Annotated in this window: 18 protein-coding genes; 10 read left to right on the top strand and 8 right to left on the bottom strand. The window is 68.3% G+C overall.

Annotated features, from left to right (window positions below):
* Nucleotides 1–25: 25 nt before the first annotated feature.
* Complete coding sequence (locus BM115_RS11255) at nt 26–1,489, bottom strand: MFS transporter (protein ID WP_092293692.1); 1,464 nt, start codon at nt 1,487–1,489, stop codon at nt 26–28.
* Between the two features lie 220 nt (nt 1,490–1,709).
* Here BM115_RS11255 and BM115_RS11250 point away from each other — a divergent pair, with 220 nt between their 5' ends.
* On the top strand, nt 1,710–2,468 hold the full coding sequence (locus BM115_RS11250) for an SDR family oxidoreductase (RefSeq protein WP_092293690.1): 759 nt from the start codon (nt 1,710–1,712) through the stop codon (nt 2,466–2,468).
* A gap of 20 nt (nt 2,469–2,488) precedes the next feature.
* Here the strand turns inward: BM115_RS11250 and BM115_RS11245 are convergent, their stop codons facing one another.
* Together BM115_RS11245 and BM115_RS11240 are read right to left on the bottom strand one after the other, a co-directional pair.
* The gene (locus tag BM115_RS11245) at nt 2,489–3,028 is read right to left on the bottom strand and encodes an ankyrin repeat domain-containing protein (RefSeq protein WP_369823408.1); all 540 of its coding nucleotides are present in this window, start codon (nt 3,026–3,028) and stop codon (nt 2,489–2,491) included.
* A 90-nt stretch (nt 3,029–3,118) separates the two neighbouring features.
* Nucleotides 3,119–4,567, bottom strand: a complete 1,449-nt coding sequence (locus BM115_RS11240; protein WP_092293688.1) for a catalase — start codon at nt 4,565–4,567, stop codon at nt 3,119–3,121.
* Between the two features lie 265 nt (nt 4,568–4,832).
* On the opposite strand from BM115_RS11240, the gene BM115_RS11235 reads away from it, so the two are divergent.
* Together BM115_RS11235 and BM115_RS11230 are read left to right on the top strand one after the other, a co-directional pair.
* Entirely contained in the window at nt 4,833–6,227 is a 1,395-nt protein-coding gene (locus tag BM115_RS11235) for a selenium-binding family protein (protein WP_092293686.1), read from the top strand.
* Nucleotides 6,228–6,245: 18 nt separating this feature from the next.
* Nucleotides 6,246–6,905 carry a hypothetical protein gene (locus BM115_RS11230; protein WP_092293684.1) on the top strand — a complete coding sequence of 220 codons (660 nt, stop codon included), beginning with the start codon at nt 6,246–6,248 and terminating at the stop codon, nt 6,903–6,905.
* On the opposite strand, the gene BM115_RS11225 is transcribed toward BM115_RS11230, so the two are convergent.
* Entirely contained in the window at nt 6,906–7,748 is an 843-nt protein-coding gene (locus BM115_RS11225) for a DUF3626 domain-containing protein (protein ID WP_092293682.1), read from the bottom strand.
* Nucleotides 7,749–7,948: 200 nt separating this feature from the next.
* Between BM115_RS11225 and BM115_RS11220 the strand changes: the two genes are divergently transcribed.
* From BM115_RS11220 to BM115_RS11205, 4 genes are read left to right on the top strand one after another with little or no spacing between them, the layout of a single operon-like run.
* The gene (locus BM115_RS11220) at nt 7,949–11,113 is read left to right on the top strand and encodes a response regulator (RefSeq protein WP_092293680.1); all 3,165 of its coding nucleotides are present in this window, start codon (nt 7,949–7,951) and stop codon (nt 11,111–11,113) included.
* Nucleotides 11,110–12,009, top strand: a complete 900-nt coding sequence (locus tag BM115_RS11215) for a CheR family methyltransferase (protein ID WP_255370778.1) — start codon at nt 11,110–11,112, stop codon at nt 12,007–12,009. Before BM115_RS11220 ends, BM115_RS11215 begins: the two co-directional genes overlap by 4 nt.
* Nucleotides 12,010–12,019: 10 nt before the next feature.
* Nucleotides 12,020–12,622, top strand: coding sequence for a chemotaxis protein CheB (locus BM115_RS11210; protein WP_255370777.1), 603 nt, complete (start codon nt 12,020–12,022; stop codon nt 12,620–12,622).
* A gap of 8 nt (nt 12,623–12,630) precedes the next feature.
* The gene (locus BM115_RS11205; RefSeq protein ID WP_092294351.1) at nt 12,631–13,752 is read left to right on the top strand and encodes a hybrid sensor histidine kinase/response regulator; all 1,122 of its coding nucleotides are present in this window, start codon (nt 12,631–12,633) and stop codon (nt 13,750–13,752) included.
* Here BM115_RS11205 and BM115_RS11200 read toward each other — a convergent pair.
* A complete protein-coding gene (locus BM115_RS11200) occupies nt 13,749–13,970 on the bottom strand; it encodes a DUF2188 domain-containing protein (protein ID WP_092293676.1) in 222 nt (73 codons plus the stop codon). The two genes, BM115_RS11205 and BM115_RS11200, sit on opposite strands and share 4 nt — an antisense overlap.
* Nucleotides 13,971–14,194: 224 nt before the next feature.
* On the opposite strand from BM115_RS11200, the gene BM115_RS11195 reads away from it, so the two are divergent.
* A complete protein-coding gene (locus BM115_RS11195) occupies nt 14,195–14,506 on the top strand; it encodes a hypothetical protein (RefSeq protein WP_092293674.1) in 312 nt (103 codons plus the stop codon).
* A 59-nt stretch (nt 14,507–14,565) separates the two neighbouring features.
* Nucleotides 14,566–15,240 carry an alpha/beta hydrolase gene (locus tag BM115_RS11190; RefSeq protein ID WP_092293672.1) on the top strand — a complete coding sequence of 225 codons (675 nt, stop codon included), beginning with the start codon at nt 14,566–14,568 and terminating at the stop codon, nt 15,238–15,240.
* Nucleotides 15,241–15,404: 164 nt separating this feature from the next.
* Here BM115_RS11190 and BM115_RS11185 read toward each other — a convergent pair whose 3' ends face one another.
* Together BM115_RS11185 and BM115_RS11180 are read right to left on the bottom strand one after the other, a co-directional pair.
* Nucleotides 15,405–16,325: a MipA/OmpV family protein gene (locus tag BM115_RS11185; protein WP_092293670.1), complete on the bottom strand. Its 921-nt coding sequence runs from the start codon at nt 16,323–16,325 to the stop codon at nt 15,405–15,407.
* A gap of 114 nt (nt 16,326–16,439) precedes the next feature.
* Nucleotides 16,440–16,901, bottom strand: coding sequence for an ion channel (locus BM115_RS11180; protein ID WP_092293668.1), 462 nt, complete (start codon nt 16,899–16,901; stop codon nt 16,440–16,442).
* 131 nt (nt 16,902–17,032) lie between these two features.
* Here BM115_RS11180 and BM115_RS11175 point away from each other — a divergent pair, with 131 nt between their 5' ends.
* A complete protein-coding gene (locus tag BM115_RS11175) occupies nt 17,033–21,391 on the top strand; it encodes a response regulator (RefSeq protein ID WP_255370775.1) in 4,359 nt (1,452 codons plus the stop codon).
* 251 nt (nt 21,392–21,642) lie between these two features.
* On the opposite strand, the gene BM115_RS11170 is transcribed toward BM115_RS11175, so the two are convergent.
* A complete protein-coding gene (locus tag BM115_RS11170) occupies nt 21,643–22,113 on the bottom strand; it encodes a copper resistance protein CopQ (RefSeq protein WP_092293666.1) in 471 nt (156 codons plus the stop codon).
* Between the last annotated feature and the right edge of the window lie 271 nt (nt 22,114–22,384).

Genomic DNA, 22,384 nt, shown 5'->3' with positions numbered 1-22,384 from the left:
CCCCATCGGCGGGCGGATCGGCAAATCAGAAGTCTTCGGCGTCCACGTCGTAGTTGGCCGGCTCCCAGCGGATGGCCAGCAGGGCGACCAGGCCGGCCAGCGGGGCCAGGGCGATGACCCAGAACACCTTGGTGCTCAGCGCGGCGGCCAGCACCGGGAACAGGAACAGCGATGCCGTGGAGCTGGCGCGCATCAGCGTCTGGTTGAAGCCGACGCCCACGCCGCGCAGCGACGTCGGGTAGCTCAGCGAGGCGTAGGTCATGGTGTGCGCGCCCGGGCCGAAGCCCTGGCCCAGCAGGAACACGGCCAGGAAGGCGATGGCGGCGACCACTTCGGGGGCGCCGTGGGGCTTGCCGACCAGCGCCAGGCCGATCAGCGCGGCGAGCTGGAAGGCGTAGCCGGTCACGGTCAGCTTCCAGGCGCCGGTCTTCGGCACCAGGTGCACGCCGATCAGGCCGCCGACGAAGGCGAACAGCAGGTTCAGCGCCAGCGAGACCAGGATCGTGGTCAGCATCGACTGCGCCAGGAAGCTGGCGATGATCACCGGCAGGCCGAACGCCACGGCGTTATAGGCGAACGACGAGGCAATCGACATCACCGTGGCCAGCACCGTGCGCCGCGCGTACACGCCCTTGAGCAGCAGCCCGTAGTTGCGCCAGGAGGCGGGGCGCTTGGGCGGCTCGGCCACGGCGTCCGGGGCCACTACGGCGTCGATGCCGTAGGACTGGCGCAGGATCTTGGCGGCGCCTTCCAGGTCGCCCTGGTTGGCGGCCCACACCGGCGATTCGCTCATGTAGCGGCTGCGCACGGCGATGATGACCAGCGCCGGCACGGCGCCGAAGCCGAGGATGATGCGCCAGAGCAGGTTGCTGTGCGATTCCGGCAGCACCGAGTAGCAGAGCAGCACTAACAGATAGGACACGCAGATGGCCGCGTACCAGGTCGGGCACCACATCGCCACCCGGGACGCCTTGTTGCCCTTGCCCTGGAGCTTGGAGAACTCGGCCAGGAAGGCCATGGCGACAGGGAGGTCGATGCCGACCCCCAGTCCCATGACGAAGCGCGCGCCGGCCAGCACGTATTCGTTGGGGGCAAACGCGCAGGCGATGGCGGCCACGACGAAGAACACCATGTCGGCCATGAACACGCGGTAGCGGCCGATGCGGTCGGTGAAATAGCCGCCCAGGAAGGCGCCGACGATGGCGCCGAACGTGATGGCCGATGCCACCATGCCGGTGCCGGCGGGCGACAGGTTGAATTCGCGGGTGACGTCCTTCAGGCCGAAGGCCAGGGCGCCGAGGTCATAGGCATCGAGGAAGATGCCGCCCAGCGCGATGGCCACGACGATGCGGGCATTGCTGACGGCGGCGCCGCCCTGGTTGACCAGCTTGGCCACATCGGCGGCGGAACGGATGGTCGCACGGGCGGGCGCGGCCGCCTGGGCGGCGGCCTGCGTCGCGGCGGGCGACAGGGCAAGATCGGCAGACATTGATTGGGGGCGATTGAAAGAAAATTGCGCGTGGACCGGGCGCAATCGGCCCTGTCCGCAAGAAAAGACTGCCGCATGCTACGGGAAGGCGCCCCGCCGGCCAAATGCTTTGTTGTTATATCTTTAGATCATCACGAAAATGCGACGCCGGGAATGGCTCCCAAGGCATTTTCAGGCGCGTCGGACTATCATCGGCAGCTACGAAAACAGGAGACAAGGTATGACGCAAGGAAGCAAAGTCGCACTGGTCACGGGCGCGGCCCGGGGTATTGGCAAGGCCGTGGCGCAGGCGCTGCTGGCCGACGGCTACCAGGTGGTGCTGGCCGGCCGGACCGCCGCCACACTCGAGGCGCTGGCGGCCGAAGCCGCCGCCGCTGGCCAGACCGCGCTGGCCGTGCAGTGCGATGTGAGCGACCCGGCCTCGGTCGACCAGCTCTACGCCCGGGTGCGCGAGCGCTTCGGCCGGCTGGACGTGCTGTTCAATAACGCCGGCATCAACGCCCCGGCCATTTCCATCGATGAACTGTCGGTCGAGCAGTGGAAGGCCGTGGTCGATACCAATCTGACCGGCGCCTTCCTGTGCGCGCGCGGCGCGTTCGCGCTGATGAAGTCGCAGGACCCGCGCGGCGGGCGGATCATCAATAACGGGTCGATTTCGGCCCACGCCCCGCGCCCGAACACGGTGCCCTACACGGCCACCAAGCATGCCATCACGGGGCTGACCAAGAGCCTGTCGCTCGATGGCCGCGCCTGGGACATCGCCTGTGGACAGATCGACATCGGCAACGCCGGCACCGACATGGCCAACCGCATGGCGCGCGGCGTGCCGCAGGCCAATGGCGAGATTCGCCCGGAACCGCTGATGGATGTGGCGCACATCGCCAGTTCGGTCCTGCACATGGCGAACCTGCCGCTGGAGGCCAATGTGCAGTTCATGACCGTGATGGCCACCAAGATGCCGTTCGTCGGCCGTGGCTGAGCCAGATTGACCGATAAGACCTAGTGGTGCGGCCCGCCCAACTGGGTGGCCGCGCGGCCGGCGCCCATGACGGCGGCGGCATCGGCGGCGGAGAGGCCGCGGTGGTCGCGCGCGTCCGGGTTGGCGCCGTGCGCGATCAGCAGATCGACGATTTCGGTGCGATTGAACATCGCCGCCGTCATCAGCGCGGTGCGGCCGTCCGGCGAGGCTCCTTCCACATCGGCGCCATGCGCAAGTAGTGCTTCGATCACTTCCCTGAAACCCTTGAACGCAGCGCCTGCCAGCGGCGTCTGCCCGGCCGCATTGCGCAGGTCCGGCGAGGCGCCGGCCTGGAGCAGCGCCAGCACGGTGTCCACATGACCGTGGTAGGCGGCCAGCATCAGCAGGCTGTCGCCCTTTTCATTGCGCAGGTTGGCCGGCATGCCGCGCGCGATCAGCGCGGACAGCGCCGCTGCGTCGCCCTGGCGCGCGAGGTCGAATACTTCGCCCAGCGCGGCCACCATGCGGGATTCCTCTTCCGCCGTCATGGTGCCGGTGGGTGGGGTCGATGTCTGGTCCATGGCATTGTCCTGTTGTCCTGTCCTGCGGTGTCCGGGGAGCCCGGGGCCGCAGCCCCGGAGTGCCCGATCGTCCGGTAGCCCGGTTAGCGCTTACTTCTGGCCTTCGATCCGCTCGATCGCAGCCGCCACGCCCTGGCCGTAGGCCGGGTCGGCCTTGGTGCAGTGCTCGATATGGCGCTGCTGGATATGGCGCGACACGCCCTTGATGGCGCGGGCCGTGTTATCGAACAGCACCTGCTGCTGGGCCGGCGTCATCAGTCGGAACAGGTCGCCCGGCTGCGAGAAGTAGTCGTCGTCCACGCGATGGTTCCAGTGGTCGGCGGTGCCTTCCAGCGTCAGCGGCGGCTCGCGGAAGTCCGGCTGCTCCACCCACTCGCCGCGCGTGTTCGGCTCGTAGGAGGTCTTGCCGCCCTGGTTGTCGTCGATGCGCATGCGGCCGTCGCGGTGATAGCTGTTCACGAACTTGGCGGCCTTCGGCGAGTTGACCGGGATCATCGAATGGTTCACGCCCAGGCGGTAGCGCTGGGTGTCGCCATACGAGAACAGGCGGCCCTGCAGCATCTTGTCCGGCGAGAAGCCGATCCCCGGCACGATGGTCGACGGCGCGAACGCGGCCTGCTCCACCTCGGCGAAATGGTTCTCGGGGTTGCGGTTCAGCTCCATCACGCCCACTTCGATCAGCGGGAAGTCCTTCTTCGACCAGATCTTGGTCAGGTCGAACGGGTTGACGCGGTACTTGCCCGCCTCGGCTTCCGTCATGATCTGGATGTACAGCTTCCAGCGCGGGAACTCGCCACGCTCGATGGATTCGTACAGGTCGCGCTGGTGGTGCTCGCGGTCGCGGCCAGTCACCTCGGCGGCTTCGGCGTCGGTCAGGTTCTGGATGCCCTGCTCCGTCCGGAAGTGGAACTTCACCCAGTGGCGCTCATAGTTGGCGTTGATGAAGCTGTAGGTATGGCTGCCGAAGCCATGCATGTGGCGCCACGAACTGGGGATGCCGCGATCGCTCATGACGATGGTGACCTGGTGCAGCGCCTCGGGCAGGCCGGTCCAGAAGTCCCAGTTGTTGTCGGCGCTGCGCAGGCCGGTGCGCGGGTCGCGCTTGACGGCGTGGTTCAGGTCGGGGAACTTCAGCGGGTCACGCAGGAAGAAGACCGGGGTGTTGTTGCCCACCAGATCCCAGTTGCCTTCCTCGGTATAGAACTTCATCGCGAAACCACGGATATCCCGCTCGGCATCGGCCGCGCCGCGCTCGCCAGCCACCGACGAGAAGCGCAGGAACAGCTCGGTTTTCTTGCCGATTTCGGAGAACAGCTTGGCGCGCGTGTACTGGGTGATGTCATGCGTGACCGTGAACGTGCCATAGGCGCCCGAGCCCTTGGCGTGCATGCGGCGCTCGGGGATGACCTCGCGGTCGAAGTGGGCCAGCTTTTCCAGGAACCATACGTCCTGCAACAGGGCCGGTCCGCGCGGACCAGCGGTCTGAATGTTCTGGTTATCGACGACGGGCGCGCCGAAAGCGGTCGTAAGCTTGTTCATGACAATTCCTTTGTGGGCAGGGGGTGTTGAAAGCACTATCGCAGAACGACTACGACAAGTCATATCGTATTGATCAATAAAGGCGATAGGTGTCAGTCTTTTCGATCCGCGATTTCAGCAAATTAGGAGAACGCCTATGGTGCAGAGAAAGGGTCGATACCCGCCATAACACCTTGGGATAGGCCGTCTGAACCCAAGGATCATGGGCGTCACATGGGCCGGCCATGTCCTATAGTTCAAGCCCGCAGTCCACCGGAGGCGAATCATGGCCACCTGGAAGCCCGACCCGAGCTTTTACCCGTCTCCGCGGCTGGCCGCCAAGGCGCCGCCCGAGACCCTGGCCTACGTGGCGATGTTCGACCCCGGGCGCCAGCAGCCGGACGGCATCGCCGTGGTGGACGTGGACCCCGACTCGGCCACGTACGCGCAGATCGTCGGGCAGGTGACCATGACCCATGCCGGCGACGAACTGCATCATTTCGGGTGGAATGCCTGCTCGTCCTGCCTGTGTCCCAACGCGCCGCATCCTCATATGGAACGGCGCTACCTCGTGGTGCCGGGCCTGCGTTCCTCTCGTATCTATATCCTCGATACCGGCCCGGACCCGCGCCAGCCCGTCATCAGCCGGGTGATCGAGCCCGAGGAACTGGCCGAGCGCACCGGCTACAGCCGCCCCCACACGGTGCATTGCGGCCCGGGCGGCATCTATGTGACGGCGCTGGGCAATGCCGAGGGCAAGGGGCCGGGCGGCATCGCCATGCTGGACGCCCAGAGCTTCGACCCGCTCGGCCAATGGGAGGTGGAGCGCGGTCCCCAGCATTTCGCCTATGACGGATGGTGGCACCTGGGCTATGACACGCTCGTGACAAGCGAGTGGGGCACGCCGGACATGATCGAGGACGGCCTGGTCGCCGACATCCTGCTCGGCGCGCGCTACGGCCGGAAGCTCCATTTCTGGGATTTCACGGGGCGCAAGCATCTTCAGGAGATCGATTTCGGCCCGGACTACCAGCTGGTCTTCGAACTGCGCCCCGCGCACGACCCGACCAAGGCGTACGGCTTCGTCAACTGCGTGCTGTGCCTGAAGGACCTGTCCTCGTCGATCTGGACCTGGTACCGCGATGGCGACAAATGGGCGGTGAAGAAGATCATCGACATCCCCGCCGAGCCGGCCGACCCGGACCAGCTTCCGCCGATGCTCAAGGGGTTTGGCGCGGTGCCGCCGCTGGTCACGGACATCGACCTGTCGATGGACGACCGTTTCCTCTACGTGTCCTGCTGGGGCACAGGGGATTTGCTCCAGTACGACGTCTCCGACCCCTTCACCCCGAAGCTGACCGGCAAGGTGCGGATCGGCGGCATCGTCTCGCGGGCCGGGCATCCGGGCGCGCCGGGCCGCAGCCTGAACGGCGGCCCGCAGATGGTGGAGGTCAGCCGGGACGGCCGGCGCGTCTATTTCACCAATTCTCTCTATGGCGCGGTCGATCCGCAGTTCTACCCCGAGGGGCTGGACGGCTGGATGGTCAAGCTCGATGCCGCGCCCGACGGGGGCATCGCCTTCGATCCGCGCTTCTTCCTCGATTGGCCCAAGAGCCATCGTCCGCACCAGGTGCGCCTGCAGGGCGGCGACTGCTCCTCGGATTCCTACTGCTTTCCCTAGCCTTCGCGGGGGCCGCGCATGCTGACGTGGACGCCAACCTGGGCGGCGACATGGACTGCCTGGTGGCCCTGGCTGACGATTGCCGCGCTGGGCCTGTTCCACGGCCTGAACCCGGCCATGGGATGGCTGTTCGCCGTGGCGCTGGGCCTGCATCGGGGCCAGCGCCGCGTGGTGCTGTGGTCGCTGGTGCCGATTGCGCTCGGCCACGCGGCGGCGGTGGCGCTGGCCGTGGGCGTGGCACTCTGGCTGGGCAGCGTGCTGCCGCACACCGGCTTCGCGCGGGTGGCCGGGGCGGTGCTGCTGGGTTGGGCGATCTGGCACATGGTGCGCGGGCACCGCATGCGGCCGCGCGTGGGCATGCGGGCTGGCATGCTGGGGCTGGCGGCGTGGTCGTTCCTGATGGCCGGCATGCACGGGGCCGGGCTGATGCTGGTGCCGGCGCTGATGCCGATCTGCGCCACGCCGGGCGCCACCCAGTTCGACGCCGCCGACGCGCTCGGCCCGGCCATGCTGGCGCTGGGCCTGCACACGGCAACGATGCTCGCCGCCATCTGCGCCGTGGCGCTGCTGGTCTACGACCGCGTCGGCGTGGCCTTCCTGCGGACCGGCTGGGTCAATCTCGACTGGATCTGGACGGCGGCGCTGGGTATCTGCGGGGTGGTGCTGCTGGTGATGTGACTAATTCCGATTCCCGAAGCGCGCCAGGCAGTGCCAGACCTTCTTCAGCAACTGGGGATCGTGGCGGCCCGCGCGGGCGGCTGCGCCGATCCGGGCCGGGGTGAGCGGCTCACTCCCGGCCAGCGTCGTGGCCAGTTCGGCGATGTGGGCGCCGCGATAGTCGCGATAGTCGCGTTCGGCCCGCAAGTCATCGGCATTCGCCGAGAATCCCGCGTGCCATTCGACGGCGCAGGGCAGGGCGCGGGCCAGCGTCTCGGTCTCGGTGCCCCGGAACGACGGATCGAGCACGAGCGCCTCCACGTCGCGCGCCAGCCGCAGCGGGCCGTGCACATGCGCTTCTATATAGTGGTCGAGCGGATCGTCCGGCGGCGCGGCATGTAGCCGGTCTACCAGATCCAGCCGTCCGGCCACGCCGAAATGCACCGGATCGAACACGCTGTCCGGGTAACAGAAGGTGGTCCGCGCCAGCACGTCCGCCGCCAGCCGCAGGTGGCAGGCGCCGAAGCGCGGCGAGCCCCCTTCGGGCCGATGGCGATGGTTGAGCGCGCCGTACTTGGGGCGGTCGGCTGGCGGCGCGGCGTCGTAGGCCTGGCCGAACATCCGGCTTTCCCAGTGCCAGCGGTCCCCGCCGGGGTGGGCGGTCAGCCCGCCGTTGCTGGTGCCGGTCTCGAACTGGGAGCGATAGACGCCGTCGGCGGCCATGGCCGCGAGCAGCGGCACGCCGGCGTGGAGCCGGTCCGGGTGGAAATTGAGCGTGACGCGCCAGTCTGGGTGCAGCGGCGCGCCGTGGCTGCGCGCGGCCACATGGGCCAAGGCGTGGGCGGCGGGGTCGTCCGGGAACATTGGCGGATCCGGGGGTGCCGGCAAGGCGGCGATCGGCCGATTGTAGCGGCGCTGCGGTGCAGCAATTGTCGGCGCGACACCGACAGCCACGGCGCCCGTCGCAAGGTACGATAAGGCGCCCTGGCCGGCATCCATGCTGGCGGGGGGCCGGGACGCCTGCCGCCGCGCCCGCCCGCTTTCATCCCATCGATCCTGCCGGTATGCAACCGACTTCCCTGCAACGCTTCCTGTTTGGCACGATCCTGGTGCCCGTCTCGCTTGCAGTGGTCTTCGCGGCGGATGCGTTCACGCCGCTCGGCCTGGCCGCGTGGCTGTTCTATCTGATCCCGATTTGCCTGTCGATCTACGCGGACAACCCGCGCCTGCCGCTGATCGTGGCGGCGGTCAGTTCGCTGCTGCTGGCGGTGGGCTACGTGGTCTCGCCGCCCGGCGCCGCGCCCATCATCGCCATCACCAACCGGTCCATCGGCTTCCTGGTGAACTGGTTCCTGGCCGTGGTGATCTACCGCTACCTGGTGGGCCAGGGCGCCATCCAGCGGCTGATGTGGGTGCAGCAGGCCCAGGTGAAGATTCACCAGGAGGTGCGCTCGGCGCAATCGGCCGGCAATGTCGGCGATGCGCTGGTGCGTGCGCTGGCGTCGGCGCTCGACGCCCGCGTAGGCGTGGTCTATCAGTGCGACGACGGCCGCCTGCACCGGCTGGCCACCTGGGCATTGGCCGATGCTGACCGCGCGCCGGCCACCCTCGCCCCCGGCGAGACGCTGGCCGGCCAGGCCGTGACCGAGAACCGGGTGATCGCCGTGGGCGGGCTGCCGCCCGACTACCTGCCGGTGGCCTCCGCGCTGGGCCGCACGACTCCCACGGAGATCGTGGCCGCGCCGCTGACCGCCGAGGGCGAGGTCGTCGGGGTGATCGAACTGGGCTTTATCACGTCCCGGCGCGGGACTGCCGATGTGGTGGAACTGCTTGAGCGCATCGGTGAGCCAGTCGGCATGACGCTGCGCGCCGCGAGCTACCGGGGCCGGCTGGAGCACCTGCTCGGCGAAACCCAGCGCCAGAGCGAGGAATTGCAGGTCCAGCAGGAGGAGCTGCGCGTCTCCAACGAGGAACTGGAGGAGCGCGGCCGTGCGCTGATGGACTCCCAGGCGCGGCTGGAAACCCAGCAGGCGGAACTCGAACAGACCAACGTCCAGCTGGAGGAGCACACCCAGCGGCTGGAGACGCAGAAGCGCGAGATGCTCGCCTTCCAGGCCGAACTGGCCGCCAACGCCCGGGCGCTGGAGCGCTCGAACCAGTACAAGAGCGAATTCCTGGCGAATATGTCGCACGAGCTGCGCACGCCGCTGAACAGCGCGCTGATCCTGGCGAAGCTGCTGCAGGAGAACAAGGACGGCACGCTGACCGGCGAGCAGGTCCGCTACGCGGCCACCATCCACGCGGCCAATACCGATCTGCTGAACCTGATCAACGACATCCTCGACCTCTCCAAGATCGAGGCCGGCCACCTGACCATCGAGCCGGAGCCGGTGGAACTGGACGCCTTCACCGCCCGGATTTCGCAGATGTTCGACCATGTGGGCGAGCAGAAGGGCGTGGCCTTCCGCGTGGAGCGGATGCCGGGCCTGCCTGACGCCATCGTCACGGACAGCCAGCGCCTGCAGCAAATCCTCAAGAATCTGCTATCCAATGCCTTCAAGTTCACGGAGAAGGGCTCGGTCACGCTGGCGCTGGTCGCGCAGGGCGACGATGCGATGCGATTCGAGGTGCGCGACACCGGCATCGGCATTCCGCGAGACAAGCAGCAGGTTATTTTCGAAGCCTTCCAGCAGGCCGACGGCACCACCAGCCGCCGCTACGGCGGTACCGGGCTGGGCTTGTCGATCTCGCGCGAGCTGGCGCGGCTGCTGGGTGGCGTGATTGCCGTGGCGAGCGAGCCGGGCCAGGGCAGCGTGTTCTCGCTGACCGTACCGCGCACGCTGGTGGCGGATGCCGCCACGCAGGCCGGGCTGGTCACGCCGCCGGCCGCCCCCGAGCAGGTGCAGGCCCCGCCGTCACAGGCCATGCCGCTCTCGCCCGCCGCCCGGGCAGCGCCGGTGCCGGCCCCGGAGGCGTCCGAAGGCGGGCCGGGCCCATCGCCGTCCGGCTATCCGCAGCCGATTGCCGACGACCGCGACCACCGCACGCGCGGCAACCGCCTGATCCTGGTCGTGGAAGACGATATCGACTTCGCCGGCATCCTCTACGACCTGGCCCACGAGCTGGATTTCGACTGCATCCACGCCACCACGTCGAGCCACGGGCTGGAACTGGCGCGCCACCACCAGCCCTGCGGCATCCTGCTCGACGTGGCGCTGCCGGACCAGTCGGGCCTGACGCTGCTGGACTGGCTCAAGCACGATCCGGCCACGCGCCACATCCCCACGCACCTGATCTCGGTCAGCGACCACGCCGAGGCCGCGCTGCATCGCGGCGCCATCGGCTACACCTTCAAGCCGAGCGAGCGCAACAAGCTGGCCGAGGTGATGCGGGGGCTGGAGGCGCGCATGGCGCCGGGCCAGCGCCGCGTGCTGGTGATCGAGGATGACCCGGCGCTGCGCGAGAGCATCCGCGCGCTGCTGCAATCGGTCCAGGCCGAGATCGTCACCGCCGGCACCGTGGCCGGCGCGCGCGAGGCGCTGGCCGGCGCCGCGTTCGACTGCGTGGTGATGGACATGGTGCTGCCGGACGGCACCGGCCACGACCTGCTCGCCCACATGGCCAGCGATGGCGCCGCGCAGATGCCGCCGGTCATCGTCTACACCGGGCGGCAGCTGTCGGCCGAGGACGAGCAGCGCCTGCGCCGCTATTCGAAGTCGATCATCATCAAGGGCGCGCGCTCGCCGGACCGGCTGCTGGACGAAGTGACGCTGTTCCTGCACAGCGTGGAGTCCCAGTTGCCGCCCGAGCAGCAGCGCATGCTGCGCGCCGCGCGCAGCCGTGACGACGCCTTCGACGGCCGCAAGCTGCTGCTGGTGGAGGACGACGCGCGCAACATCTTCGCGCTGTCCAAGGTGATCGAGCCGCTCGGGGCCACCGTGGAGATCGCCCGCAGCGGGCGCGAGGCGCTGGACATGCTGGCGCGCCACAAGGACGTGGACCTCGTCCTGATGGACATCATGATGCCGGAGATGGACGGCATCACGGCCATGCGCCATATCCGCCAGATGCCCGAGTACGGGCGGCTGCCGATCATCGCGCTGACCGCCAAGGCGATGCCGTCCGACCGCGAGGCGTGCCTGCGCGCCGGGGCGAACGACTACATCGCCAAGCCGATTGATGTGGATCAACTGCTGTCCCTGTGCCGCGTATGGCTCCACGAAAGTTGAAGACCCCGGACACCGCGCCGCTGCCGCCGCTGTCGTTACCGCTGCCCGTGCCGGTGGTGGATCACGGCGAGACGGCGCTGCCCGACGCCAATTTCGAGATCGAACTGGAACTGCTGCTGGAGGCGATCTTCCGCAAGTACCAGCACGATTTCCGGCACTACGCGCGGGCCTCGGTGCGGCGGCGGTTGCAGCAGGCGCTGCACGACCTGGGCTTTGCGACGCTGTCGCAACTCCAGGACCGCATGCTGCGCGACCCGGCACTGTTCGCGCGCATGCTGCAGTACCTGACGGTGCAGGTCAGCGAGATGTTCCGGGACCCGTCCTACTTCCGCGCCATCCGCGAGCATGTGGTGCCGGTGCTCCAGACCTATCCGTCGATCAATGTCTGGGTGGCCGGGTGCAGCAGCGGCGAGGAATTGTGGTCGCTGGCCATCCTGTTCGAGGAGGAGGGGCTGGCCGAGCGCACGGTGTTCTACGCCACGGACATCAACCCCGACGCGCTGGCCATCGCCCGGGCGGGTGTGTACGATGCGGGGCGCCTGCGGGCGTTCGGCGCCAACTACCTGGCGGCGGGCGGGCGGCGCTCGCTCTCGGACTACTATCATGCAGCCTATGGCAAGGCCAAGTTCAGCGCCGGGCTGATCCGCCAGTCGGTGTTTGCCGACCACAGCCTGGCCACCGACAGCGTGTTCCAGGAGGCCCAGCTGATTTCGTGCCGCAATGTGCTGATCTATTTCGACCGCGCGCTGCAGGACCGCGCCATCGGCCTGTTCCACGACGCGCTGGCGCGGCGCGGCTTCCTGGGGCTGGGGAGCAAGGAGAGCCTGCACTTCAGCGCCCACGCCGGGGATTTCGAGCCACTGGTGCCGCGCGAGCGGCTGTACCGCAAGCTGTGAAGGAGGCGCGATGGCAGGGCTGATGGATACGCAAGGGTGCGACGCCGTGGTGATCGGCGCGTCGGCCGGTGGCGTCGAGGCGTTGTCCGTGCTGCTGCCGATGGTGCCGGCGGGCTTCCGGCCGGCGCTGCTGATCGTGATGCACCAGCATCCGAACCAGCCCAGCCTGCTGCCCGAGCTGTTCGGCGCGCGCTGCGCGCTGCCCGTGTGCGAGGCCGAGGACAAGATGCCGGTGCGGCCGGGCCACGTCTACCTGGCGCCGCCGGACTACCACCTGCTCGTGGAGCGGGTGCCGGAGGCGCCGGAGGATGTCGAACTGGCGCTCTCCGTAGAGCCGCCGGTGCGTTTCTCGCGGCCTTCCATCGACGTGCTGTTCGAGTCGGCGGCGGTGGCGTGGCGCGCCCGGGTGCTCGGCGTGCTGCTCTCGGGCGCCAACGACGATGGCGCGCGCGGCCTGGCGATGATCCGCGCGGCGGGTGGCCGGGCGTGGGTGCAGTCGCCCGGCAGTGCCGCCGTGGAAACCATGCCGCAGGAGGCCATCGACCGTGGCGCGGCAGACCGCGTGCTGACACTGGAACAAATCGGCCAACGCCTGGCCCAGTTTTCTGAATGACCCTGACCATGCAAGCTCCGATCAAGATCCTCGCCGTCGACGACATCGCCGCCAACCTCACGGCCCTCGATGCCGTGCTGGCCAAGCCCGATGTACAGATCGTCCACGCCAATTCCGGCGCGCAGGCGCTGGAACTGCTGCTCGAGCACGACTTCGGGCTGGCCATCCTCGATGTGCACATGCCCGAGATGGACGGCTTCGAGCTGGCCGAACTGATGCGCGGCAGCAAGCGCACCAGCCATATCCCCATCCTGTTCCTGACGGCGGCCGGGGAGGACAGCGCGCGGGCGTTCCGCGGCTACGCCACCGGCGCGGTCGACTTCCTGTTCAAGCCGATCGACGCGCGCGTGCTGGCGGCCAAGGTCGATGTATTCGTGCAATTGGCCCAGCAGAAGCAGCAACTGGCCGAGCAACTCGAAACCGCCCAGCAACTGCTCAAGACCAACGAGATGCTGATGGCGGTGCTCGCGCACGACCTGCGTACGCCGCTGTCGGCGATCATCGCGTCGGCGTCGTTCCTGGGGCGGTTCGGGGGCGAGGAGAAGCTCAAGCCGGCCACCGACCGCATCTCGCGCAGCAGCCAGCGCATGGCACGCATGGTGGACCAGCTGCTGCACGTGGCGCGGCTGCACGGCGGGCGCGTCAAGCTGGAGCCGCGCCAGGAAGACCTGCGCGCGATCTGCGCGGCCATCGTCGATGAATGCGAGGCGTCTCACGGCAAGGAACGCGTGGTACTGGAAACCGTGGGAGATACGCTGGCGACCATCGATCCGGACCTGATCTCGCAGGTGCTGTCGAACCTCGTCAGCAACGCCCTGCATCATGGGGACCCGGCGGTGCCGGTGGTGGTGGCCGTGGACGGCACGGCCGCCGAGCGCCTGACGGTGACGGTGACCAATGGCGGCGTGATCGATGGGGCGACCCTGCCGCATGTCTTCGAAGCGTTCCGCTCGGGCGGCGGAGACAGCGCCGAGGGGCTGGGCCTGGGGCTCTATATCTCGCGGGAGCTGGCCGCGTTGCACGGCGGAAGCGTCGAGGCCGCCTCGTCGGCGGCCTCGGGTAGCACGGTGTTCACTGTGACGCTGCCCCGCGCGTGCTGCGGGACGCAGGGAACCTTCCAGCCGGCCTAGCCAGCCACCTCCCTCGGATCATGGCCGTAGCTGTCGCGTGCGCGGATCTTGCCGTCGACGCCATGGATCAGCAACTCCACTTTCTGGCGCCGGGCCAGTCCGGTGCCGGCCTGGATGGCCTCATCCTGCGTGGCATGGTGCGACTCGGCGTAGCGGGCGCCCTCATGGATCACGTCCCAACCGGTGCCGTGCGGCACGACATGGAGGTTGGTCTGCATGATGGTTCTCCTGGATCGTATGATCCTTCCATTATGGATGCCATGGCGCAGGGCACAATCCGGCGCCGTCTGACACGCCACCTGAGAGGCGCCGGGAAGGCGCCGGGCACCCGCCGGGGGGCGGCGTCCGCATCGCTTATGTCCGGCGCGTGACGGTTTACCGTGCCTTTTCGGGACACGCCTATATATTCTTGTAGGGAAAACAACGCGCAGGAGAGACAGCCATGCAAGCGAGGTTTGCGCGCGGCATTGCGCAGATGCCACTGACGGTGGCGGCCCGGGAATCCCTGCTGGCGGAGAAGGCCGCCATGCCCGAGGTCGGCGACCTGGTGACGGTTTGCAGCCAGGATATGGAAACCGAGTTCAGCGTCCGCCTGACGGCGGTGGCCGGACCGGAGCTGTGGTACGGCGTGATTCATGCCATCACGCGCGGTGCCGAAATGCTGGTCGTGGCCGAAGGCCTGGAGCTGGACGACGTGGTCAGCGTGCGGCGCCAGGAGATCGCGTCGGTGGTCAAGGCCAGTCAGCACCATTGATCGTTCCCGGCGGGACCGGGTATGCTGCGGATGCACATCCATCCGTCGCCCCCGCTTTTATGTCTTCCGCCTACACCACGTCCGCTTCCACCTCCCTATTCATTGCCGGCCCCGCCGGCCAGATCGAAACCCTGCTGGACACTCCCGCCGGCCCGCCCGTTGGCATTGCCGTGGTCGCGCACCCCCACCCGGGGCAGGGCGGCACCGCCGAGCACAAGATTCCCCAACTGCTGGCGCGCACGCTCCAGGCCCATGGTTTCGTGACGATGCGGCCGAACTACCGGGGCGTGGGGCGGAGCGAAGGGGCCTACGATGGCGGCCCCGGCGAGTCCACCGATGTGGAAGCCGTGCTGCGCCATCTGCAGGCCGAATATCCGGGCCTGCCAGTGGCGCTGGCCGGGTTCTCGTTCGGCGCTTTCGTGCAGACGCTGATGGTGGCGCGCCTGACCGAGGCGGGAGATTCGGCTGTGGAATCGATCCAGCATCTGATCCTGACCGGCATGCCGGCTGGCGCGCTGTCCGAGACGCTCCGCTACGACACCCCGCCCGTGCCGGCCCACACGCTGGTGGTGCATGGCGAGCGCGACGAGCGCGTGCCGCTGATCAATGTCTTCGACTGGGCCCGGCCGCAGGAACTGCCGGTGGTGGTCCTGCCGGCCGCCGGGCATTTCTTCACCGGCAAGCTGCCGGGCCTGCGCCGCGTGGTGGAGGGCTACCTGCGCCGGGCGGGCTGACTTCGTCTGACGCGCTGCCCCTCTCCCCCGGCCCCTCTCCCGCAGGCGGGAGAGGGGAGCAAACCCACGTATCCAGCAGGCGGGAGTGGGGAGCAAACCGAGGGTGTTCCTCCCCTCTCCCCCCGGGAGAGGGGCCGGGGGAGAGGGCAGGCGCCTCCCCTCGCTCAGAACTGATAAACCACCGAAATATCCCCGGTCAGGTTGGTCGTGCGCTGCACGATCGGGCTGTTCTTCGCATCGCCGACAAGCGCCGATACCCCGAAGTCCGCCGTGGCGAACCAGTGCTTGTTGATGAACCAGATGGCCGAGACGCCGCCGCCATAGGACTTGATCCCGCCGCTGGCACGGTATTCCGGGTGGCCGGAGCGTGCCGCCTGCTCGGGCGTCACGCCGAACCAGCGGCCCATGTAGGCCGAGTCGGCCACGGTCATGGTCGGGCCGGCGAACCAGAAGAATTTCTCGGAGCTGCCCGGCAGCGGCATATAGGCGCCCAGGTCGCCAATCCAGCCGTTGGCGCCGCCGAACTGGCGCCGCGCGTTGGCCCGGATCACCAGCGGGAACGACTTCGACACCACGTAGTCGACAAACATCTTGGTCTCCGCCGCCATGCCGATATTGCCCATGCCGGCCAGGTTGTCGTGGTCCTTCTTCTCGCGGCGGCCCAGGTCGTAGGTCAGGGCGATGCCCGCGCGCCAGTGGTCATTGGAGACGATGTTCCAGCCCAGCCCTTCGCCGGTGGAGGCGAAAAACTTGTCGGCGTAGCGGATGTCGATGGTCGGCCCGCCGAAGACGTAGTAGTCGTGCGCGCCGTCGTAGCGCGGGCGCACGGTCATGGCCGCGCCGAGCCGGAATTTCCAGCCCTCGGGCTGGCCCTGGAACATCTCCACCAGCGGCACCCCCACCGAGTACTGCCATTCGGCCAGCGGCGCGGGCGTCTGCGCCCGGGCGGCCGGCGCGTGCAGCAGGGCCAGCGCGAGCAGCAGCGCGGCGAGCCACCCGGCCAGCGGTGGTGTGTGGGCTTCCGGATGTCTGGACACGTCAGGGTCCTCCCGTTGATTGTTGTGGTTCGCATGACGGCAAATCATCTTTTCACCGGCGCGCCGCCCGCGCAACTTCCTCGAATCCCACAAGCGTGTAGGAAGGACGCCGATTTCACCGGCGGCCCCCGTTGCCTACCATCCAGTCACCGTGGCCGCATCTTAGTCGCGGTCAGCCAGTTCGTCCGTACGCCAGTCGCGCCGCATCACCAGGAACGTAAAGGAGGTGGACCAGCCGATCAGCATCAGCCCCACCAGCGGCTGCACCGACGCCAGCAGCCGCAACTGGCCCATCGGGATGACGTCGCCGATACTCTGCGTGGTGAAGGTTTCCAGCGAGAAATAGACATAGGCCGCTGCCCCATGATCGTGCAGGCCCTTGAGTTCGCCGATACCGAACACGTCCGCCCCGAGCCAGTAGCCGGTGCTGAACAGCACGGCTTCCAGCACGTGGGCCAGGATGATGAGCAGGATCATGACGCCGATGTTGACCTTGCCGCTCCAGTGGCGCGGGTGCATGGCCGAGATCAGGCGCAGGGCTTCGTAGTGCACAGCCACGCAGATAATGGTCAGCGTGGCGGTGATCAGGATGGCGATCAGGTATGGGGAGGCCGTGGCTTCCATAGTCGGCAAGGGTGGTTTTCTGACGCAGTGTTTCCCGGCAGACTATAGAAGCGCCCGCACGCTGACAATGCACCATGCGGCGCATGCCGAGAAAGTGAAGAAAAAGATACATGCCGGAATCCGGAGGTTCCATGAAGAACACGGTGGGCAATGTGCCGCCGCTGCATGCCGAGGGCATCGCCCCTGCCTTCCTCGCGGGTGGCGGGGAGATGGGCGCACTGATCCGCGACTTCGACTGGTCGCGCACGCCGCTGGGCACGCCCGAGACGTGGCCGCAAAGCCTGAAGACGGCCATCCGCATCATGCTGACGTCCCGCCAGCCGATCTGGGTGGGCTGGGGCGCCGATCTGCGCTTCTTCTATAACGACCCGTACAAGGCGATCATCGGCGGCAAGCATCCGGCGTCGCTGGGCGAGCCGACCGAGCGCGTCTGGAGCGAGATCTGGCACGAGATCGGGCCGATGCTGACCACGGCCATGGAGGGCAGCGAGGGCAGCTTCGTCGAGCAGAAGCTGCTCATCATGGAGCGCAACGGCTACCCGGAGGAGACCTACTACACCTTCTCCTACAGCCCTGTGCCCGACGACCACGGCGGCACGGGCGGCATCATCTGCGCCAACAGCGACGACACCGAGCGCGTGGTGGCCGAGCGCCAGCTGAAGCTGCTGCGCGAACTGGCCTCGTCGGCCACCAATGCCCGTTCCTGGGACGAAGCCTGCGCGCTGAGCCTGCGCGCGCTGGGCGCCAATCCCTATGACATTCCCTTCGCGCTGCTCTATCTGGGCGAGCGCGGCGCCGGCACGGCCACGCTGTGCGGCCACCATGGCATCGAGGTGGGCCACCCGGCCGCGCCGGCCGAGATCCGCACCGGCGGCGGCCCCTGGCCGTTTGCCGAGGTGCTGGCGCAGGGCGAGGTGATGCTGGTGGAAGACCTGTCCACGCGCTTCGGGGGGGCGACGCTGCCCGGCGGCGCCTGGCAGTTCACGCCGCGCCACGCGGCCGTGGTGCCGGTCACGCCTTCGGGCGAGACCACGCGCAGCGGCGTGCTGGTGGTGGGCCTGAACCCGTGCCGGCTGTTTGGCGACCGCTACCGCGCCTTCCTCGACCTCGTGGCGGGCCAGATCGGCCAGGCCATCAGCTACGCGCACGCCTACGAGGAAGAGCGCCGCCGCGCCGAGGCGCTGGCCGAGATCGACCGCGCCAAGACCACCTTCTTCTCGAATATCAGCCATGAGTTCCGCACGCCGCTGACGCTGATGCTCGGGCCGCTCGAGGAACTGCTGAACCGTGCGGACGAGACCGCCGGCCCTGACGACGCCGATCGCCAGTTGGTGGAGATCACCCACCGCAACGGCCTGCGGCTGCTGAAGCTGGTCAATGCACTGCTCGATTTCTCGCGGATCGAGGCCGGCCGGGTGCAGAAGCATCCCCAGCCCACCGACCTGCCCGCGTTCACGGCCGAACTGGCCTCGCTGTTCCGCTCGGCCATCGAGGGCGCCGGCCTGCAGCTGGTGGTGGAATGCGCGCCGCTGGGCTTCCCGGTGGCGGTGGACCGCGACATGTGGGAGACCATCGTCCTGAACCTGCTCTCCAACGCGTTCAAGTTCACCTACACCGGGGCGATTGCGGTGGCGGTGCGCGAGGCGGAGGACGGCGGCGTGGAACTGAGCATCCGCGACACCGGCATCGGCATTGCGGGCGATGAGCTGCCCCGGCTGTTCGAGCGTTTCCACCGGGTGTCCGGCGCGGTGGGCCGGTCGATCGAGGGCAGCGGCATCGGCCTGGCGCTGGTACTGGAACTGGTGCGCCTGCACGACGGCGTGATCCGCGTGGAAAGCGAGCTGGGCGAAGGCACGCGCTTCGTGGTCACCCTGCCGCGCACGGCCCGGGCGGCCGCGCCGCAGCCCGCCGCGCCCGGGGCTGCGTCAAACCTGTCGACCCACGCCAGCCAGCAGGCGCTGGCCTACGTGGAAGCCGCGCGGCGCTGGACCCCCGAGGCGGAGGTGATGCCGGCTGCGGCGCTCGCCATGCTCACCCCCCCGCAGGAAGCGGTGCCCGGCGCGGTGCGCGGACATGTGATGATCGTCGATGACAACGCCGACCTGCGCGAATACATGCGCCGCATCCTGGGCGGGGCCGGCCACACGGTGGAGGTGGCCGCCGATGGCCAGGAGGCGCTGGACATGGCCCGCACGCGCGCGCCGGATCTGATCGTCTCGGACGTGATGATGCCGCGCCTGGACGGCTTCGGCCTGGTGCAGGCCGTGCGCGCCGACGCGGCGCTGCGCGAGACCCCCGTGGTGCTGCTCTCCGCCCGCGCGGGCGAGGAAGCGCGCGTCAGCGGCCTGGCCACCGGCGCGGACGACTACCTGACCAAGCCGTTCACCTCGCGCGAGTTGCTGGCGCGTGTGGCCAGCAATCTCCAGTTGTCGCACCTGCGCCGCACCACCGAACGCCGCCTGCGCGAGGAAATCGCCATGCGCACCCGGGCGCAGGAGGCGCTGCGCGAGCTGAACGACTCGCTCGAACGCCGCGTAGCGGAGACCGTGGCAGACCGGGACCGCCTCTGGGAACTGAGCGAAGACCTGTTGATGGTGGCCAGCTTCGACGGCGTGCTGGAGCGCTTCAGCCCGTCCTGGCGGCGCACGCTCGGCTATGCGGACAGCGCGCTGCTGGGCCGCTCGTGCATGGCTTTCGTCCACCCGGACGACCTCGTGGCCGTGACCGAGCAGATGATCGCGCTGCGCCACGATGGCACGGCGGTGCGCTACGAATGCCGCATGGCGCGGGCCGATGGCGGGCTGCGCTGGGTGGCGTGGACGCTTACGGTGGACCCCGCCACGGGCCGCATCCACGGCGTGGGCCGCGACGTCACCAGCGACAAGGAAGCGGCCGAGGCGCTGCGCCATGCCGACGAGGCGCTGCGCATGGCGCAGAAGATGGAAGCCATCGGCAAGCTGACCGGCGGTGTGGCGCACGACTTCAACAACCTGCTCCAGGTGATTGGCGGCAACCTGCAACTGCTGGCGCGCGATGTGTCCGGCAACGAGCGCCCCGAGGCACGCGTGCGCAACGCGCTGGCCGGGGTGGCGCGCGGGGCCAAGCTGGCGTCCCAACTGCTGGCCTTCGGCCGGCGCCAGCCGCTGGCGCCGAAGGTGGTGAACCTGGGCCGCTTTATCCGCGGGCTGGACGACATGCTGCGGCGGGCGCTCGGCGATGGCATCGAGATCGAGACCGTGGTGGCGGGCGGCCTGTGGAATACGCTGGTGGACCCGTTCCAGGTGGAAAACGCGCTGCTAAACCTGGCGATCAACGCGCGGGACGCGATGAGCGGCCACGGCCGGCTGACCATCGAGGCCGGCAACGCGGTGCTTGACGATGACTACGCGCGCCGCAATGCCGACGTGGCGCGCGGCCAGTATGTGATGGTGGCGGTGACCGATACCGGCACGGGCATGTCGCCCGAGATCCAGGCGCAGGTGTTCGAGCCGTTCTTCACCACCAAACCCGAGGGGCAGGGCACCGGGCTGGGCCTGAGCATGGTGTACGGCTTCGTCAGGCAGTCCGGCGGGCATGTGAAGATCTACAGCGAGTCGGGGCAGGGCACCACGGTGCGGCTTTACCTGCCGCGCGTGCGCGAGGAGGAAGACCTCGAGACCGATGTCGAGGCCGGCCCGGCGGGCGGCGGCACGGAGACCGTGCTGGTGGTGGAGGATGACGAGGACGTCCGCGCGACCGTGGTGGAGATGCTGGCCAGCCTGGGCTACCGCGTGCTGAAGGCGCGCGACGCGCTGAGCGCGCTGGCCATCGTCGAAAGCGGCGTGCCGGTGGACCTGCTGTTCAGCGACGTGGTCATGCCCGGCCCGCTGCGCAGCACGGAAATGGCGCGCAAGGTGCGCGAACGGCTGCCCGGCATCGCGGTGCTGTTCACCTCGGGCTATACGGACAATGCCATCGTCCACAGCGGGCGGCTCGACGAGGGCATCGAACTGCTCAGCAAGCCGTACACGCGCGAAGCGCTCGCGCGCAAGGTGCGCCACGTGCTGGTGAGCGGCGGGGCCGAACTGGGGCCGGCGCCGGCGGAGGCACTGGCTTCGCCGGAACTGGCGATGCCGGAGATGCCACCCGTGGTGCAACTGGCACCGCAACGCATCCTCTTCGTCGAGGACGACGCGCTGGTGCGCGCCAGCACCGCGGAGCTGATGCGGACGTTCGGACTAAGTGTGGTGGAAGCGAGCACCGATGCCGAAGCGATGGCCGTGCTGCGCGAAGGGCCGGTCGATGTGCTGCTGACCGATGTGGGCCTGTCCGGCGCCTCGGGCGTGGACCTGGCGATTGATGCCTGCCGGCTGCAACCGGCGCTGCGGGTGATCTTCGTGAGCGGCTACGACGTGGTGCTCACGCCCGTGCAGCGTGCCGCCTTGCCAAACGCGGTCACGCTGCGCAAGCCCTACGCGCTGCCGGCATTTCTCGGCGTCTTGCAGGGCTGATGCCTTTTTCCCCTCTCCCAGAGGGAGAGGGGAGCAAATCACGCTGGCGCTCAGATCAGCGTCTGCGCGACCACGGCGGCGGCGGAACCGCTCGCCACGACGACGGCCACCCAGCCGCCTACGATTGCTGCACTGTTACGGAAAGTCATGATGGACTCCAGGAATGACAACCCGGAGCCCGCCTCGGGGAGCCCCGAGGCTACTGCTCCGTTTGTCTGACGTACTTCCAATCCGCCGTCATCGGGCGGGACTCAGGCGTTGGCGCCTTCGGTGAACGGGTCGAACTTGCCTTGGCGGGCGCCATCCAGGTACGGATCAGCGGCGCGGGCCGGGCTGGCCGAGACACCGGTACGATCCTTGTTTGCTCCGGTGCGGGCGCCTTCGTTGAACGGGTCGAACTTGCCTTGGCGGGCGCCATCCAGGTACGGATCAGCGGCGCGGGCCGGGCTGGCCGAGACACCGGTACGATCCAGGCCGGCAACGGTGCGGGCACCGTCGGTGAACGGGTCAGCCTTGCCAACGCGGGCACCATCGACATACGGGTTGCGCGGTTCGTTCACGCCGCTGGCGCGGGCACCATCGGTGAAGGCGTTGCGGGCGTCGTTCACGCGGTAGCTGTAACCGTAGACTTCGCCGGTCTTGTTGGCGGGAGCGGCTTGCGCAGCGCCAGTGACGAAGGCGGCGGCGAGGGCGGCGGCGGTAAGGATGGTCTTGGCGTTCATGGTGTGGCTCCTTGTCTTCGTTTGGGCCGGGCGATCTCGGTTGGAGGTGGATCGCGGGGCCGTCGGTGCTGCGTTGTTTTGCTGCGTTGTGGCGGGGCTTTTTCTTTGCTGCTATCTACTGGTAGGTAGAGGATCAGGGCTAAAAAAAAGACCGCCTTCCGGTACTGATTGACTACTTGTACTGCGTGGACCGGGACTGCATCGCGGGGCTTGTTTCTGTTTGCCGGGTGATGCAGCGCTGTCCATGGCTCGAATATTATCTACTACTAGA

The sequence above is a fragment of the Cupriavidus sp. OV096 genome (assembly GCF_900115455.1).
Taxonomy (GTDB): Bacteria; Pseudomonadota; Gammaproteobacteria; order Burkholderiales; family Burkholderiaceae; genus Cupriavidus.
This window is presented reverse-complemented; position numbering and strand designations above follow the sequence as displayed.